At 65.1% G+C, this 15,817-nt stretch carries 16 protein-coding genes; 10 read left to right on the top strand and 6 right to left on the bottom strand.

Annotation, left to right across the window (positions count from 1 at the left end; translation table 11 throughout):
- Position 1: 1 nt before the first annotated feature.
- Positions 2 to 652, top strand: a complete 651-nt coding sequence (locus tag ACHQ4I_RS25905) for a hypothetical protein (RefSeq protein WP_420774441.1) — start codon at positions 2 to 4, stop codon at positions 650 to 652.
- Positions 653 to 657: 5 nt separating this feature from the next.
- On the opposite strand, the gene ACHQ4I_RS25900 is transcribed toward ACHQ4I_RS25905, so the two are convergent.
- Complete coding sequence (locus ACHQ4I_RS25900) at positions 658 to 1,344, bottom strand: hypothetical protein (RefSeq protein ID WP_420774440.1); 687 nt, start codon at positions 1,342 to 1,344, stop codon at positions 658 to 660.
- Positions 1,345 to 1,460: 116 nt separating this feature from the next.
- Here ACHQ4I_RS25900 and ACHQ4I_RS25895 point away from each other — a divergent pair, with 116 nt between their 5' ends.
- Both ACHQ4I_RS25895 and ACHQ4I_RS25890 read left to right on the top strand, forming a co-directional pair.
- Positions 1,461 to 1,748: an ArsR/SmtB family transcription factor gene (locus ACHQ4I_RS25895; RefSeq protein ID WP_420774439.1), complete on the top strand. Its 288-nt coding sequence runs from the start codon at positions 1,461 to 1,463 to the stop codon at positions 1,746 to 1,748.
- Between the two features lie 2 nt (positions 1,749 to 1,750).
- The gene (locus tag ACHQ4I_RS25890) at positions 1,751 to 2,140 is read left to right on the top strand and encodes a VOC family protein (RefSeq protein WP_420774948.1); all 390 of its coding nucleotides are present in this window, start codon (positions 1,751 to 1,753) and stop codon (positions 2,138 to 2,140) included.
- Between the two features lie 3 nt (positions 2,141 to 2,143).
- On the opposite strand, the gene ACHQ4I_RS25885 is transcribed toward ACHQ4I_RS25890, so the two are convergent.
- Together ACHQ4I_RS25885 and ACHQ4I_RS25880 are read right to left on the bottom strand one after the other, a co-directional pair.
- Positions 2,144 to 3,073 (bottom strand): LLM class flavin-dependent oxidoreductase, encoded by a 930-nt coding sequence (locus ACHQ4I_RS25885; RefSeq protein WP_420774438.1) that lies wholly within the window; start codon positions 3,071 to 3,073, stop codon positions 2,144 to 2,146.
- Positions 3,074 to 3,129: 56 nt separating this feature from the next.
- On the bottom strand, positions 3,130 to 3,639 hold the full coding sequence (locus ACHQ4I_RS25880; RefSeq protein ID WP_420774437.1) for a GtrA family protein: 510 nt from the start codon (positions 3,637 to 3,639) through the stop codon (positions 3,130 to 3,132).
- A 350-nt stretch (positions 3,640 to 3,989) separates the two neighbouring features.
- Here ACHQ4I_RS25880 and ACHQ4I_RS25875 point away from each other — a divergent pair, with 350 nt between their 5' ends.
- The 4 genes from ACHQ4I_RS25875 (at position 3,990) to ACHQ4I_RS25860 (ending at position 8,569) form a co-directional block, all read left to right on the top strand.
- Positions 3,990 to 4,793: an aldose epimerase family protein gene (locus tag ACHQ4I_RS25875; protein WP_420774436.1), complete on the top strand. Its 804-nt coding sequence runs from the start codon at positions 3,990 to 3,992 to the stop codon at positions 4,791 to 4,793.
- 67 nt (positions 4,794 to 4,860) lie between these two features.
- Positions 4,861 to 5,415, top strand: coding sequence for a P-loop nucleotide/nucleoside kinase family protein (locus tag ACHQ4I_RS25870; RefSeq protein WP_420774435.1), 555 nt, complete (start codon positions 4,861 to 4,863; stop codon positions 5,413 to 5,415).
- Between the two features lie 690 nt (positions 5,416 to 6,105).
- Positions 6,106 to 6,519: a CU044_2847 family protein gene (locus ACHQ4I_RS25865; RefSeq protein ID WP_420774947.1), complete on the top strand. Its 414-nt coding sequence runs from the start codon at positions 6,106 to 6,108 to the stop codon at positions 6,517 to 6,519.
- A gap of 10 nt (positions 6,520 to 6,529) precedes the next feature.
- On the top strand, positions 6,530 to 8,569 hold the full coding sequence (locus ACHQ4I_RS25860; protein WP_420774434.1) for a CHAT domain-containing protein: 2,040 nt from the start codon (positions 6,530 to 6,532) through the stop codon (positions 8,567 to 8,569).
- 391 nt (positions 8,570 to 8,960) lie between these two features.
- On the opposite strand, the gene dapA is transcribed toward ACHQ4I_RS25860, so the two are convergent.
- Positions 8,961 to 9,848: a 4-hydroxy-tetrahydrodipicolinate synthase gene (gene dapA / locus ACHQ4I_RS25855; RefSeq protein WP_420774433.1), complete on the bottom strand. Its 888-nt coding sequence runs from the start codon at positions 9,846 to 9,848 to the stop codon at positions 8,961 to 8,963.
- Positions 9,849 to 9,920: 72 nt separating this feature from the next.
- On the opposite strand from dapA, the gene ACHQ4I_RS25850 reads away from it, so the two are divergent.
- Positions 9,921 to 10,805, top strand: coding sequence for a LysR family transcriptional regulator (locus tag ACHQ4I_RS25850; RefSeq protein WP_420774432.1), 885 nt, complete (start codon positions 9,921 to 9,923; stop codon positions 10,803 to 10,805).
- Between the two features lie 835 nt (positions 10,806 to 11,640).
- On the opposite strand, the gene ACHQ4I_RS25845 is transcribed toward ACHQ4I_RS25850, so the two are convergent.
- Positions 11,641 to 13,131, bottom strand: a complete 1,491-nt coding sequence (locus ACHQ4I_RS25845) for a carboxylesterase/lipase family protein (RefSeq protein WP_420774431.1) — start codon at positions 13,129 to 13,131, stop codon at positions 11,641 to 11,643.
- A gap of 112 nt (positions 13,132 to 13,243) precedes the next feature.
- Here ACHQ4I_RS25845 and ACHQ4I_RS25840 point away from each other — a divergent pair, with 112 nt between their 5' ends.
- Both ACHQ4I_RS25840 and ACHQ4I_RS25835 read left to right on the top strand, forming a co-directional pair.
- Entirely contained in the window at positions 13,244 to 13,654 is a 411-nt protein-coding gene (locus tag ACHQ4I_RS25840; RefSeq protein ID WP_420774430.1) for a GlcG/HbpS family heme-binding protein, read from the top strand.
- A 107-nt stretch (positions 13,655 to 13,761) separates the two neighbouring features.
- Positions 13,762 to 15,285, top strand: a complete 1,524-nt coding sequence (locus ACHQ4I_RS25835; protein ID WP_420774429.1) for an FAD-dependent monooxygenase — start codon at positions 13,762 to 13,764, stop codon at positions 15,283 to 15,285.
- A 62-nt stretch (positions 15,286 to 15,347) separates the two neighbouring features.
- Here ACHQ4I_RS25835 and ACHQ4I_RS25830 read toward each other — a convergent pair whose 3' ends face one another.
- Positions 15,348 to 15,758 (bottom strand): nitroreductase family deazaflavin-dependent oxidoreductase, encoded by a 411-nt coding sequence (locus ACHQ4I_RS25830; RefSeq protein WP_420774428.1) that lies wholly within the window; start codon positions 15,756 to 15,758, stop codon positions 15,348 to 15,350.
- Between the last annotated feature and the right edge of the window lie 59 nt (positions 15,759 to 15,817).

The raw sequence follows: 15,817 nt of genomic DNA, 5'->3' as shown, positions 1-15,817 counted from the left end.
CATGCCGGAATCGTCTCGGGCCGAGCCGGATACGTTGTTCGGGTTGATCGAGCGTGGCCGCGGCGCGTGCTACGACGCCGCGCTCGCGCAGCCCGCCCTCGCACGCGAGTTCGTCCTCGACTGCATCGTTGGCGATCCTCGGCGGGATCACCAAGTGGAACAACGCGATTGGCTGTACGCGACGCTCGTCGCCGAGTTGGGGATCGACCTGTCTCGGCTGCGCGCCGCGATCGCAGCGCAGCTGGTCAGCGCCCCGGCGAAGTCGATGGACCAGCCCGAATGGGAGGCCGCGCTTTTGGCCATCGCAACGGATCTCCTGCACCCGCAGGACTTCCCGCTCCCGGTCCGGATGGCGACGCGCCGCTGTCTCGCTCGGCTGAACTCACCGCGAGCCCTGGCATGGGCCCGTGCGAACGCGGCCCTCGACAGCGACGCCGGACCCACGGCGATCGCCATGATCACCGATTTCGCCGAGCGCCAAGCGATCGAATGCCTCTACGACTGCGAGTCCGAGACCCGCACACTCGCGATAGCGCACGCGAGCACCCGGATTCCCGAGGTGCGCGAAAGCATCCGTGGCATCGCGGAGGACCCGAGCGAGGAGGAAGGCAATCGCCGAGCGGCCGCGGCTCGAATCCTGCTGTGGCGCTGACGTCTTCAGTCCAAGGGCTCCCAGGAGACTTGGTCCAGGCGGTTCCACTCGTCGCCAGCCCAGTCCCAGATGAGTTGGGCGACGGTTGCGCCGTCGGTCATCGTGGCGCCGAGGCGCTGGTCACGGACGGGGTGGTGGAGTTCGAGGGTGTAGTCGGTGGGGGAGTTGCGGTCGATCCGGATGAAACTCCCGGTGGCACTCTGCTTTTCGGCGATCAGGAACGGGGTGGCGGCCAGGAGGTGGAGTTCGCGGACCCAGTCGAAGATGTCACGTTGGGTGAGGGAGGAATATCTGCGCTCGCCGCCGATATCCACCGAGACATAGCGGCGGATTTCGGGGCTGGTCAAGGTGTTGGCCCGCGCATCGTAGATTTCGTACGCGAAACCCGTTATGAGCGCTTCGATGAGCTCGCGAATGCGCGGCGCCGCGTAATCCTTCGCGGAGCCACGCGTTCGGCGCCGGTCCACGCTATCGGCGGCGGTCACCCGCACCGAATCCCCGGCCGCCTCGATCCGCACTCTGGCGTGCCGGGCGGCGGCCGGAATCCGGCTGTTCCACCCGTGTAGTCCGGCAATGACGGTCTGGTAGAGATGATCGTCCGCGGGTTGCCCGCGTCGCGATCGAAAATAAGGAATTACGTCCCCCGGCGATGCCGCCGCGCCCGCGGGCAGCACCACGAACTCATAACTCATCCACCCAATTTAGCTCGGTCACCACCCCATTCGCCCTGTGATTCGACCCCGACCACCATCGCTGCGCGGCACGGTACGACTTGATAGGCAAGTAATTACTTGCCTATAGTGGGGATGTGAGCACCGGTTCGCCAGGCGATGTCTTCAAAGCGTTGGCCGACCCCACGCGACGCGCGATCCTCGACGAATTGGCCGATCGCGACGGCCAGACATTGTTCGAGCTGTGCGCCCGGCTCACCATGGGCCACCAGCTCACCTCGAGCAGGCAGGCGATCTCGCAGCATCTGGATGTGCTCGCGGCCGCCGGTCTGGTGACCACGCGCCGGGACGGCCGGTACAAGTTCCACCATCTGAATCGAGAACCACTGCGGCGGCTGACCGACCGCTGGCTTCAGGAGGAATGATGATCCGCATCAATGTCACGAGTGTGCTCGTCGACGATCAGGAAAAGGCGTTGCGCTTCTACACCGAGGTCCTCGGCTTCGTGCAGAAGACCGATATTCCGCTCGGCGAACACCGATGGCTGACGGTCACGTCGCCACAGGAGCCGGACGGCGTCGAACTATTGCTCGAGCCCGACCAGCATCCGGCGGTTGGACCGTTCAAAAAGGCCCTGGTCGAAGATGGGATTCCATACACGTCATTCGCGGTGGACGATCTGGACGCCGAGTACGAGCGGCTGCGGGGGCTCGGCGTACGGTTCACCCAGCAGCCGCTCGATCACGGACCGGTGGTCACCGCGGTGCTCGATGACACCTGTGGCAACCTGATTCAGATCGCCCAGCAAAAAGCCTGAGGCTCAAGCGGATTGGTGGGCGGGCAGGAGCGCGTCGGCGAGTAGGTCCAGTTGACGGTGGACATCGAGTGATCCGATGCGCAGCACCAGGTGTGATGCACCGGCGTCGAGATATCGGCCGAGCCACTGCACGCATTCGTCGGCCGATCCGCCGAAATAGGCTTGGATCATGGACATTTCGTCCAGGGATCGGCGGTAGTACTGCCGGACGTAGCCGTCGAGTTCGGCGCGCGCGGCGGCGGAATCGGGGTTGATGTTGATCGTGGCGTACAGGCCGGGAGTGATGGTGCGCGTGGTCTTTTCGCGGATCGTGGCCCAGGCGCGGGCGTAGGCGTCCGGGTCCGGCAGGAATGGCAGCCACCCGTCATAGTGCCGGGCCACCCGATCCAGTACTCGCGGTGTGTCGCTGCCCGCCAGCCAGAGTGGGGGACCGGCCGGGCTCGCGGCAGGGAGCGTGTGGGTCAGGTCGTCGAGGTGCCAGTAGCGGCCGTCGAAATCGGTTGCGCCGGACCAACTCCGCCGCCAGATGGCGACCGTCTCGTCGAGTCGGCCCACCCGGTCGGTGAAAGGCACACCGACAGCGGCGAATTCGTCCTGGCTCTCGGGCAGCGGGAATCCGGCGCCCAGGCCCAGGATCAACCGGCCGTTGCTGAGTTGGTCGACGGTGGCGGCGGTGTGCGCGCCCAGCAGCGGGTGACGCAATGTCGCGGTGAACGCGGCGGTGCCGAGTCGCACGCGGGCGGTGGTCGCGGCGACGGCGGCCAGCAGCGGCAGCGGATCGACCCGGGTGCGCGCCAGCGGCGAATCACCGATCCATACCGAGTCGAAACCGGCTTCCTCGGCGGCTCGAGCGAACCGGACCAATCCGGCGGCATCGTGATCACCGGTCATGGCGGTTTCGCGGCTGGGCAGCAGGAGGCCGATCTGAGTCATATCGGCGATCTTCGGTCCGCACCGATTCGGGGTCAATTACCTCGAAGGTAAGCGGTCTAGCGCGGTTCGAGCTCGGATTGGACGAGATCGTCGGGGAAGGCGTAGCGGCGGAACGCCCAGTACCGGAACGCCATGGCGAGCAACACGCCGAGGATCTGGCCGGTGATGAAGTTCGATATGGCCTGCGTGACCGGGCTGACATGCGGCACCCGGATATCGAGCACATACAGCGCGACCGCCTGCGGCAATAGGGTAACCCCGATGCCGAGTGCGCTGATGGCGAAGAACAGGGCCGCCTCGTGATGCCGTTCCCGGCCGCCCCTGGTGCGGAACGACCACTCCCGATTGAGCACATACGACACGATGGTGGCGATCAGCACGCCGAGAACGCGTGCGGTGAGCGGCTTTTCGCCGAGCACGGTCAATTTCAGCGCATATACGATGCCGGTGTCGATGAACCAGGTGATCCCGCCGACCACCGCGAACTTCAGCAGTTCACGACGCCGGATCAGATACGACCGATACGGCTCCGGAATGCGGTCGAGAGCAGGCTGGATGAAGGACACGCCCCGCACTATATCCAGCAAATGCGCCACCTCGCGTTCTCAACCGACGGTCGGCCTGTCTCAACCCGAGCACGCACGCGTACATCGCGCCACATAGGCAACAGCATTCCCATCACCCGCGACCTCGATGCGGATCGCATTCTCGTCACCTGCGACGACACCAATGCGGCTTCAGCCCGCATTATCGAGTCCTGTGGCGGGATGCTCGATTCGATCGAGGCATGGACCGACGGCAGATTGGTACGGCGGTACTGGAACGGCTGAGATCCGACGTCGGGTGCGCCGCGCGTCAGGGCTGCGGCCGTGGCAGTGTGCTACCTGACCAGTTCATTGCCGGACGAGGAGTGCTCATGGCCGACGCAGGCGATTCCACTGTCGTACTGACCGCTGGGAAAGCGGAGCTGACCATTGATCCGCGGGACGGCGGACGCCTGACCAGTCTGCGGATCGGTGGCCTCGAGTTGCTGCGGCAGGGTCCTCACTACGGCGCGTTTCCGATGGTCCCCTGGTGCGGCCGAATGGGATTGGGCCAGTTCCGAAATGGCGGCCAAGTCCATCAGATGCCCATCAACGCCGCACCGCACGCCATCCACGGCACCGGCCGCGATACGGCCTGGCGAGTACTGAGCGTCACCGAATCCTCCGCCACACTGAGCTTCGACCTCGCAGACCCATGGCCTTATCGCGGCCGAGTCACGCAGCTGATCGAACTCACCCCGGACTCGGTCGCACTCACCATGCGTGTCGAAGCGGCTGCGGATTCCTTCCCGGCCCAGGTCGGCTGGCATCCCTGGTTCCTTCGGAACTTGGGCTCCGGCAACGACATCCAGCTCGATTTCGCCCCCGCCTGGCAAGAAGAACGCGGCTCTGACTACCTACCCACCGGCCAACGAATCGCCCCCGAACCTGGCCCCTGGGACGACTGCTTCGCCATGCCCACCGGCACCGATGTCACCCTGACCTGGCCCCACGCCCTGGAGCTGAAAATCGCCAGCCCCGCGCATTGGGTGGTGATCTTCGATCAACAGCACGAAGCTGCTTGTGTCGAACCCCAATCCGGCCCACCCAACGGCCTCAACACCCACCCCCGCCCGGTAACGCCCACTGACCCGCTGGAGCTCTCCACCACTTGGACCTGGCGCTCCCTCACCTAGACAAGTGAGTGCGGTCGGCCAGAGGTCCCGGACTCACGAATCACTACCCGAAACCGTAGAGGGAGCGATGGACAAACTTCTCGTGCTGGTCAATGGCCTACCCGGCTCGGGTAAGTCGACTTTGGCGCCGCTGCTCGCCCGCGAACTGAATGCGCAGGCGCTGTCCAAGGACACGGTGAAAGAAGCTTTGACGGAATGCATTTCCTGCCCCGAGACGCTGCCGTCGCTCGGCGCGATTGCGATGGAAACGGTATGGGCTATGGCCGCAGCGATATCGCATTCGGTGGTGATCGACTCATGGTGGTTCAGACCGCGCGACCTCGAATTCGCGAGAGCGGGCATTCACCAGGTGCGCGCCGACCGCGCGGTCGAAGTCTGGTGTGACGCTTCGGTGGAAGTGGCGCGAGCCAGGTACGCGCGACGGCAGCGGGCCGCCGTACACAACGACCAGCAACGCCTCACTCGCGATTGGGATACCTGGGCCGACCACGGTCGACCGCTGGAACTGACCCCGGTCATCCGCGTCGATACGACGCGCCCCGCGGATATCCTCGGCTTGGTTCAGCGGATCGAAATAGCCGCTGCCGCAATCCATCCGACGGCTGAAGTCTCTCATCGGTGATGACGGGACAGACCGCCGGGCTGAGTACGACCAGAGCCACCACGATTTCCGGGCGGCCTATCTCACGTTCATCGATCTAGCCAGACAGGCACTCGAGGTTGCACCCGACCGTCGGTAGACGTCCGAGTCAAGGCCGACCAGCATCGCGTCGACGCCGAGACGGCCGGATTTCGTTGTCGGAGATCATGTCGGCGAGCAAGGTGTAGGTCGGGTCGCAGCCGCCTCGAGCTTGACCCACGGGGCGGCCGGTGAAAAAATGACGTTGGGCTCGGGGTAAATGCACAGCAAACCTTCTTGCATCGAGGTTAGCACCATGAGCCTTACCGTTTATATTGTGGTTGGTAATTCTGACCCGCGGGGTACTTTTCCAGATTGCGACTGGGTGCACGGGTTGACGACTCGCCTCGGCACCGACGTTGGCGAACGATCCGGCGGTCGGAGTGCATCACGGTGGGGCTTGTTCGATTGGTGCGGGGTCGCAACCACGAGTAAGGAATGGAACACTTCCGGCTGGCATCTCGGCGAATCCTTGAATTCTTGCGCATTACTATCCAACTCACTGGCAAACCTCCCGTGCCATTCGAACTGTCACCGAGTGGGCCAGCGAATTTCGATGAGATTTGATCCGGCTGAGGTCCTCCGATCCGAACTTTATGAACTGGGCGGCTGAAGGGAGTCGCAGAGGTGTCGATGGTCAGTTTTCCGCTCGAAGGCGGCGGCGAGGTGCTGGTGCACGTACAGTCGGCGCCTCGGTACGGCGAGGTTGTGACCCGCGGCAGGCAAGAACAGGCGGCGGATGCCGTGGAGAAGGCCGGACGTTACTTCGATTCCGCGCTCGGGGCGATCCGAGTCATGGCGGAAGGGGTCCTCGGTCAACTGAATGAGCTGGCCGCACCCCCTTCGGAGGTTCGGGTGCAGTTCGGTCTGGAATTCAACGCGAAGGCGGGAGCCGTCATCGCCTCGACTGGCGCCGCGGCCCAGTTGAACGTCGACCTGACGTGGCATCCCAGCACCAGATGTGCGGATGACTTCGACGACCGTCGGCCGGGGAGCGCGAGGCGACCCTTTGTACGGCGTGGTGCGGGGCCAATGGCTAAGGAGTGATCAACGGAAAATGGCATGCACGATTCAAGTGGAGATCGAGGCTGGATCGGGCGCCGGCGAATACACCACTCATGTGGTGCACTCGCCCGTGGGGGCTGAACCGTCAGCGACCATGTATCTGGACGCGTACCGGCTGCTCGATGAGCAGAATGGCTTGGAAACGGAGGTGCTCGCATCAGCGGTAGTCGGGCGCAGGGTTGCCGGACCTGATGAAAAACACCTGCAGGAAGTCGGTGGCCGCCTGTTCAAGGCGCTGTTTGCCGGCCCGGTCCTCAGGACATATCGGGAGAGTGTTGCGGCGGCGCAGGATCGGGGTGAGCAGCTGCACGTGGAATTGCGCATGAGCGCTCCCGAACTAGCTGCCCTGCCATGGGAAGCGCTATGGGACGACGACACGAAGAACTACCTGTGCCTGACCGAGCCACTGGTCCGGCATGTACCTGCGCCGTACGCCCGCGAACCGCTCAAGGTGACACCACCGTTGCGAATCCTCGGGTTGGTGGCCTCCCCACGTGGGATGCCCTTCCTGGAGGTGCTCGATGAACAAGAACACCTGGAACGGGCCCTGGTTCCGTTGACCTCCGGCGGCTTACTGCACATTGAATGGTTGAGGCAAGCGAGCTGGGCGGGCGTGCAGGAGAAGCTGCTCGCCGACCATTGGCACGTGCTGCATTTCATCGGCCACGGTTACTACGACGTCAAAAACGATCAAGGGTGTATCGACTTGGTCGGCTCCAACGGCGGAGCCGATCCGATCGGCGCCAACAAATTGGCCAATTTACTGAGTTTGGCGGAGCCGACACCCCGATTGGTGGTCCTCAACTCCTGCTCCTCCGGTGCGGAGAGCAGCATGGATCTGTTCTCCGGCACCGCCGCCGTGCTGGCCAGAAGCGGCGTCAACGCCGTCGCCGCAATGCAGTTCACTATCAGCGACGCGGCGGCAATCTCCTTCGCCGCTGGGTTCTACACGGCGATCGCCCATGGCCACAGCGTCGACAACGCCGTTCACAGCGGACGAATCTCGATCCTGGGCGCCCATACCCTTGAATGGGTCACCCCGGTGCTGTACCTACGAGGCGAAAACAGCCAACTGTTTACCCTGCGACAGCGCAGAGTTGCCAGGGGGCGAAGCGCCCCACCGAGGCCGAGAAAAACATCGGAACCACGCGACGCCGCAGCCGAGAAACTCGATCTCGCCGATAGATACCAGCGGGCCGTGGACGCACAGGCCTGCCACAAGTGGGCTGCCGCCACCAGCCTCTTCGACGAGATCCTCGAAGCGCGACCAGGCTATCGCGACGCCACCACCCGCCGCCAGGAATGCCGTACCGCAGGACAGATCGCCGACCTACAGTCCGAACTTCGACGCCTAGCCGACACCGGCGACTGGACGGCTGTCGCCGACGTCAGCGACGAAATCGCCCGTCTCGATCCGGCCGAGGCCGACCCTGACGGGCTTGCCACGCGAGCCCGCGACAACCTTCGAGCCGACGCGGAGCTGGCAGGAAAGACGCGGCCCGACACCGGGGGTGACACAAGCAATGGGCACCGCGAGGGCCGCCGGATTCCGGCCTGGACTATCGGAATAGGCGCTGCCGCCGCCATCATCGCGGCTGCCGCAACCGCGATTTACTTCGTAGTAAGTGGACAGCAGCCAGCTGTCCATTGGAGTGCCGGGGATTGTGCGCGAGTCACGGTTGACACGTTAATTCCAATTGCAGTCCCCTGCGACAGCATCGAAGCGGATGCGGAGGTCAAGGCTATCGTCAGCGCGCCGGACAAATGCAACAGACTCAACGGTAATTCACCGGTGACAGGCGGCTATCTTTGCTGGGACATTAATTGGAAAGAGGGGAGATGCTTCGATAAGGCCAGATACCCTGTAAAGCAAATACCCTGCAGTGAGGGGCCCGGCGAGTTCCGTGTAAAGGTTACATCGATCCTGCATGACACTACAGATGCAACCAAGTGCGGGAGTTCCCCGTATACTTCTGTCAACGACATAGATAATTTCGTGGTCTGCGGCCAACCGCTGCGATCTCAGACGTGACCCAAAACGCCCTGCGCGGCGGGCACTCGACCGCGTCAGGAAGCTGCATGCCGCCGGTGATCGTATAGATCTCAACGAGTTTTCGCCCAGACAATTCGGCATGGTCCTGAGTTGCGGGTTGAGAACCCTGCCTGCTGGGCTATTCGCGACCTAGTTCGTCCCGCGCGACGATGGCGCCGTGGTATCACGGGTGGCAGCCGTTGCCGTTCGCGGCGGAGGTGCGGATCGATGCCAGGTGGCGTGCTGAGAAGGTTGTTCAGCGGATTTACGCGGATGTTGTCGGAGGGCCGTGAGTCCGATTGCAGTGCTTAGTTGTTGGCGATCCGACGGGCACGCGATGAAGTCCCGCATGGTGCTTCTATTGCTACCGAGGGCACTGCGGTGAAGTGCGTCAGGCGGTTGCGAGGACGTAGGTCAAGGCTTCGAGGGCGGAGTTGGTGGCGGCGGAGGAAGCGGGAAGGAGGGGGAGGCGGACGGTGGGGGTGGGGATCCGGCCTTGGGCGGCTAGGGCGGATTTGATCACTACGGGATTGGGTTCGGCGAACAGGGCTGTGCAGAGGGGGGCGAGGCGGTGGGCGAGTTGGCGGGCTTCGGGCAGGGGGCCGTTGCGCCACAGGCGGATGAGGGTGGCGAAGGCGGAGGTGGCCAGGTGGGCGGTGGCGAGGATGGCGCCCGATGCGCCTAGGGCGAGAAGTGGGGCGGCGTGCAGGTCGTCGCCCGCGAGGACGGAGACGTCCGACGGGAGGGTGCTCATCAGGGTGATGGTGGTGTCGTCGATGCTGCCGACGGCGTGTTTGAAGCCGATGATGTTCGGGGTGCTGGCGAGTTGGTGGAGGGTGTCGAGGCTCAGGGTGCGGCCGGTGCGCTGCGGAATGTTGTAGACGATCAGGGGGACCGGGCTGGTGGCGGCCAGTTGGCCAAAGTGGGCGAGGACGCCCGCTTCGGTGGGGCGGGTGTAGTAGGGGACGACGGTGAGCGCGGCGGTGACGGTGGGGCCGAAGGCGGCGAGCGCTTCGGTCGAGGCGGCGGTGGAGTTGGTGCCCGCACCGGCGATCAAGGGAGCGTTGCGTTCTCGGCAGACAGTTCCGCAGATATCGAGGACGCGACGGCGCTCTTCGGGAGTGAGGGTGGCGGTTTCGGCGGTGGTGCCGAGGGCGACGATGCCGGTGGCGCCGTCGTCGAGCACCTCATGGGCCAGGCCAGCCAGTGCGTCGGCGGCTAGTTCGCCATTGGCGGAGAAGGGCGTGATCAGGGGGAGGAAGAGGCCGGTGAGCGTCATGGTTCCCAGACTGGCGCGCACAGATGCTTCAGGTCCAGTTCACGTTTCTTCTGGTGAGCATAAGCTGAACTGATGCTCGATGTGCGTAAGCTGCGCCTGCTGCGCGAATTGGCCCACCGCAGGACGATCGCGGCGGTCGCCGAGGCCATGAGCTACACACCGTCGGCGGTGTCCCAGCAGTTGACCGCGCTGGAACGGGAAGCCGGTGTGCCGCTGCTCGAGCGGACCGGACGACGCGTCACCCTGACACCCGCCGCGCTCACGCTGGTCGAACACGCGGAGACGATTCTCGCCGCGCTCGAGCAGGCCACCGCCGACCTCGCCGCCACCCGCGCCGCGCTCACCGGCACGCTGCGCATCGGCGCCTTCCCAACGGCGGTCGCCACGATCCTTTCCCCGGCGTTGATCACGCTGAGCCGGGACCATCCGCGGCTGGAACTGCTGGTGACGGAACTGGATCCGGCCACCGTCCCCGACTCGCTGCGCACCGACGTGCTGGATGTGGCACTGGTGCAGGAGTACGACTATGTGCCCGCGGAGCCCGATCCGGCCCTGGACACCGAGCCGCTCCTGGAAGAGACGATCTACCTGGCCGCACTCGCCGCCGCGCCACTACCGGATCACCGAGCCGCATCGTGGATTGTCGGCACACCAGGAACGCTCTGCCACACGATGACGATTCGGGCCTGCCAGGCAGCGGGATTCACGCCTCGAGTACGCCACCAGGTCGACGACTTCAGCACCGTCCTCGCACTGGTCGCGGCCGGACAGGGCGTCGCCCTCGTCCCGGAACTCGGTGCACTCGACCCACCGCCCAACGTGGTGCTGACCGCACTACCGACCCGACGCAAAACCCACTTGGCCTACCGACGAGGCACCGGCGCACACCCGGCCGTTGTCGCCGCCCGCACCGCTCTACGCGCCTCTGCCACAACGATTTCCAGCGAACAGCAGTAACCCGCCCGCGCAGATTGTGCTGAAGGACCAACCGACTCGTCGGGTGCCGATCGTGCGCTAGACGACCCATCCCATGTCGGCTTGGACCGGCGCGGGAATGCCTTTGCGGGCGATCATGACGCGGTGGACCATGACGGGTCGAGCATGGCCGCGCTGACCGGCTTGGACCCCTCCGACGCCGACACGGTGTGGTATCTGCAGTCGGCATGGCTCTCAGCAGCGTGCTGGACCGCAAGCACCCCCCGTCCTGGGCTGGCCGTAGTTGCCATTCTGGCCGCGATCCGAGCTGCTGTGACCGCCGCGGTTCCAGATGCCGGGGTCACCGCGAAAGCCGCCGTGCATGCCGCCGCCGTCACCGGCCGGCCCAACAGGGGCGGTCGGTGGGGCGGCGGCGATAGCTGCCGACGGAGCCGAAACGGGCTGGGCTTGGGCCGTCGGCGCGGCAGCGATAGCTATTGCCACAGCTCCCACCGCCAACACTGGTGTGATGTAGTTTCTGATTCGCACGAAGGCACTCCCTCAATGGCTCGGTATGGACTCATTCAGAATTGCGCCCCAGCGAACCCATGTCGCCACCGCTGACACCCATCCATGCTTCCCACCAGCCGATATCCCTGCCTACCTGCCAGCAGCAAGCGCGGTGCCGTGAGCAGGAACGGCGCAGCGGATCTGGGCGAACCGGGAGCATTTCGAAACGCGTGCATCAGCGCCAGCCGGCGGCGATCTGCACCCCGAGACTCGTGGACGCCCAGGATCAGGCCGAGGACTCCGCTGCACAGCAGTGGGCGGGAGCCGGACGACACACCTGCCGCCAGATCAGCGAGGTGCCGGTGGCCTAGCCGACCGACTTCCGCAACGCCGCCAGCTCATCCCCGCGCGGATCGCTCACGACAACCGATTCGGGGCTGTCGAAGATTCGCACGAGCCGCGTATCAGCCTCGAACCGCGGCCATCCGGGATCTCCGTATTCGGCGAAAGCAACCCACGCCGAATGGATTTCGTCGGCGAGCGACTGGGGCGGGTTGGGACCGGTCAGCGTGTGCACACCGTCGAGTGAGTCGAAAACAAAGGGCACCTCCAGCACATGGCACGCACCTAGGCCCTCGATGCCCGACGGCCATGCGAACTCGTAGGCGTAGGTCGGCACACCCGCGGCAGCATTCGATTGCGCGAGGTGCAGGGTGTCGGAGCGGAAGGTCCGATCGGTGATGATCGCGGCGAAGACATCCGCGGGCGTGGCGTCTGGGCGATTGGCTCCGTAGATATCGGCCAAGGCGGGATTGATTCCGTAGCGTGCGAGCACGAAAGGCAATGTCTGCGCGGTGATCCCGGCGGCGACACCGGTCGGAACCGTGAAAAAGCGGAACTCCTCCGCGGTGCACCCGGCGATGAACGGCACGGCCCGATCTGGCTGCTCGGCAAGCACTGCGACGGGCCTGGCCTCCACTACCTCACCGTCTATCACCGGCAGCAGACTCATGATGCCCAGCCCGTTCGCAATGATCGACGAACCCCAACGCGCCGGATTCGGATCGCTCATCAATTCGAGTGCGATCGCGTCCTGCGCGGCGCGCAGCTCATCGGGCCCGAGACGGCCGAAATCGTCTGCGACGGCACCGATCCCGAGCTTCGCGGCCAACTCACCGGCGAGTTTGCGGGCGTCTTCGGCCGCTACGACCGCGGATCCGTTGCCGCTCTGCATGATCGCCTGCCGGAACAACCCGCGCGACAGCGGCGAAGCCATCAGCGTCGCCACGCTCATCCCGCCCGCCGATTCACCGAATATCGTGACCCGGTTCGGATCCCCGCCGAAGGATTCGATGTTCTCCTGCACCCACCGCAGGGCGAACAGCTGATCGTGCAACCCGCGGTTGAGCGGTGCGTCCGCCACCGCCGCGAATCCGGAAATACCGAGCCGATAGTTGATCGAAACCAGCACGACCCCGTCGCGTGCGAATGCGGCACCGTTGTAGATCGTCCTGGCATTGGACCCGCGCGTGAACGCGCCGCCGTGAATCCACACCATGACCGGCAGTCCCGAACCACCCGGATCCGGCGTCCACACATTGACATTCAGGTATTCGTCGCCCGGTATCCCATCACTGCCGATCAGTGCGTGGATCGGCGGGGGATACGGCGACTGCACACAGGTCGCTCCATGGGTGAGCGCATCACGAACACCCTGCCAGTCCGGCACTCGTGCCGGCAGCCGGAACCGCGCGGGCCCGACCGGAGCGGCGGCGTACGGCACTCCGAGAAATGCACTCACTCCGTCGGTCGTCCGGCCACGAATCTTGCCGCCGGTGACGGAAACAATCGGTTCCATGGGTCTCCTTCGTCCCACTCGATTCTCTACGCCGGACCGTCGCTGGACCACGGAATCCACGAGCTCACAGAACTTCGGAATAGCTGCGGATGTGCGGTGGTTGCGCACAACCATGACGATCACCCTCGACCAGGCACACGCTGTTATCGCCGCCGCAAGGACCGCGGCCACCGACCGATCCGAAACGGTGGCGCTCGCGGTTGTCGACCAGGGCGGCAACCTGGTCGCGTTCGCGCGCACCGACGGCGCGCCGCTCATCACCATCGATACCGCGATCGGTAAGGCGTTCACCGCCATCTCGATCGGCGCGGACACCATCAACCTGACCCCGGCCATCCAACCGGGCCAGCCCCTTTTCGGTATCGGACTCGGCCTGGCCGGGTCGCGCTCCCTGGTTCCCTACGGCGGCGGTCTGGTGATTCGCTCCGGCGATACCGTCATCGGCGCGTTGGGCGTGTCCGGCGCGGCGTTGTCGCAGACCGACCACGAGATCGGTGTGGCCGCGATCGATCAGCTCGATTGAGTTCGGCATGAACGGTTCCCGGCGGTCACCAGCACCGCGGGAACGACGCAAGGGGTATGCAAGCCGACGCAAGACCACCGCAATGATCGGGCGGCAGAGTCGGGTTCATGAACGAGACATTCGATGTGGTCGTCGCCGGGGCCGGACCGGTCGGGCTGATGCTGGCCTGCGAACTGCGCCTCGGCGGCGTGGATGTGCTGGTGGTCGAACGGTTGACCGAACCCGATATGACCATCAAGGCCGGTGCGATCAATGTGCCCACCGGACAAGCCTTCTACCGCCGCGGACTGCTGCCCGACCTGCTCGAACAGCAGAACGCGACGCTGCAGCGCATGGGCGCCACGAGTATGCTGCCGAGCGACGAGGCGGCCGCCCAGCGCCTGCCGATCGCGGGTCATTTCGCGGGCATCATGCTCCGCATGACCGATATCGACTTCGACGATCCGGATTTCGCCGAACTCGGCCCGGGCGCCGAGGCGGTCATGGTGGCTCAGCAGAGTATCGAAGCCATCCTGGCCCGGCGCGCCGCCGAACTCGGTATCGAGATCCGTCGCGGCGTCGAGTTGACCGAATTCGATGACGACGGAACCGGTGTCACCGTGCGGGTGGGCGAGAGTGCGATCCGCGCGGACTGGCTCGTCGGTTGCGACGGCGGCCGCAGCACGGTGCGCAAGCAGGCCGGATTCGACTTTCCGGGTCTGGATCCGGAGATCACCGGGCATCAGGCCTTGGTCGAGATGACCGGTGCGGAGGGTCTGCGACCGGGGTGGAACTCCACCGATACCGGAATCTACGTCAACGGCCCGATGCCGGGTCGTTTCCTCACCGTGGAACTCGACGGACCGCCCGCCGACCGCTCCGCGCCGGTGACCGCGGCCGAATTGCAGGCGAGCCTGCGCGCGGTCTCGGGCGTGCCGGTCGAGATCACCGCCGTGCACTCCGCGACCCGGTTCACCGACAACACCCGCCAGGTCACCGACTACCGCAAGGGCCGTGTCCTGCTGGCCGGCGATGCGGCCCATGTGCATTCGCCGTTCGGCGGGCAGGGTCTCAATCTCGGCATCGGCGATGCGGTCAACCTCGGTTGGAAACTGGCCGCCGTGGTACGCGGCGACGCGAGCGAGACTCTGTTCGATACCTATACCGCCGAACGGCATCCGGTCGGCGCCTGGGTTCTGGAGTGGACCCGCGCACAGATCCCCCTGATGCGACTCGACCAGCGCAGCAAGGCATTACGCGGTGTGATGACCGATCTGCTCGCCACCCGTGACGGCAGCACCGCCATCTTCAAGAAGATCTCCGGCGTACTGAACCGTTACGACCTCGGCGCCGGACATGACCTCGTCGGCGCGGTCACACCGGATATCGAACTCTCCGACGGCACTCGGGTCGGCGCACACTGCACCGACGGTCGTGCAGTCCTGCTGGACCTCAACGATTCCCGCGAATTGCGGTCGATCGCCGCACCGTGGTCGGATCTCGTGCGCGTAGTTACGGCGAAACCCGTTGCACCACGGGAGCTTTCCGCGCTACTGATCCGACCTGACGGCTACGTGGCCTGGGCCGCGGACTCTGGTGCACACGCCGGGCTGCTCGAAGCGCTGCGCCGGTGGTTCGGCGACAAATCCTGATCAGCCGGGCAAGAAAACCGCGGGGAAGCCGCGACCCCACCCGGTCGCGGCTCCTACACGAGTCAGGCCACCTGGCGGTACACCGCGACGACCGGAATCAACCGGGACGTCTTGGCCTGGTACTCGCCGAATCCCGGCATGATCTCGACCATTCGCGCATACAGTTCGTCGCGTTCGGTACCGGTCACCACCTCAGCCTTCGCCGGGTAGGTCTCGGTGCCGATCTCCACGGTGAACTCCGGATTGGCGCGCAGGTTGTGGTACCAGGCCGGATGCCTATCGGCGCCGCCGTTCGAGGCGATGAGCACGATGCGCTCGCCGTCCGGGAGATAGACGAGCGGGCTGGTGACCTGGCGGCCGGACTTCGCACCCGTCGTCGTGATCAGCACCATCGGCGCACCCTCGAACATGCCGCCGACCTTGCCCTCGTTCGCGCGGAACTCGTTGATCACCTGCGCGTTGAAATCGTTCACTTCACTCCCATCGTTCACAGCGTTTACCGCACCAACCCGCGTCGCGCGCTCGAAATTCC

This window comes from Nocardia nepalensis (assembly GCF_048910785.1).
In the GTDB taxonomy this organism is placed as follows: Bacteria; Actinomycetota; Actinomycetes; order Mycobacteriales; family Mycobacteriaceae; genus Nocardia; species Nocardia nepalensis.
Note: the sequence above shows the minus strand (reverse complement) of the source record. Positions and strands in the feature narration are given on the sequence as shown.

Coding starts and splice junctions, on each gene's coding strand:
- ACHQ4I_RS25905 (WP_420774441.1), top strand. CDS start 2: ATGCCGGAATCGTCTCGGGCCGAGCCGGATACGTTGTTCGGGTTGATC.
- ACHQ4I_RS25900 (WP_420774440.1), bottom strand. CDS start 1,344: ATGAGTTATGAGTTCGTGGTGCTGCCCGCGGGCGCGGCGGCATCGCCG.
- ACHQ4I_RS25885 (WP_420774438.1), bottom strand. CDS start 3,073: ATGACTCAGATCGGCCTCCTGCTGCCCAGCCGCGAAACCGCCATGACC.
- ACHQ4I_RS25875 (WP_420774436.1), top strand. CDS start 3,990: ATGGCCGACGCAGGCGATTCCACTGTCGTACTGACCGCTGGGAAAGCG.
- ACHQ4I_RS25870 (WP_420774435.1), top strand. CDS start 4,861: ATGGACAAACTTCTCGTGCTGGTCAATGGCCTACCCGGCTCGGGTAAG.
- ACHQ4I_RS25865 (WP_420774947.1), top strand. CDS start 6,106: ATGGTCAGTTTTCCGCTCGAAGGCGGCGGCGAGGTGCTGGTGCACGTA.
- ACHQ4I_RS25860 (WP_420774434.1), top strand. CDS start 6,530: ATGGCATGCACGATTCAAGTGGAGATCGAGGCTGGATCGGGCGCCGGC.
- dapA (WP_420774433.1), bottom strand. CDS start 9,848: ATGACGCTCACCGGCCTCTTCCTCCCCCTGATCACGCCCTTCTCCGCC.
- ACHQ4I_RS25850 (WP_420774432.1), top strand. CDS start 9,921: ATGCTCGATGTGCGTAAGCTGCGCCTGCTGCGCGAATTGGCCCACCGC.
- ACHQ4I_RS25845 (WP_420774431.1), bottom strand. CDS start 13,131: ATGGAACCGATTGTTTCCGTCACCGGCGGCAAGATTCGTGGCCGGACG.
- ACHQ4I_RS25840 (WP_420774430.1), top strand. CDS start 13,244: ATGACGATCACCCTCGACCAGGCACACGCTGTTATCGCCGCCGCAAGG.
- ACHQ4I_RS25835 (WP_420774429.1), top strand. CDS start 13,762: ATGAACGAGACATTCGATGTGGTCGTCGCCGGGGCCGGACCGGTCGGG.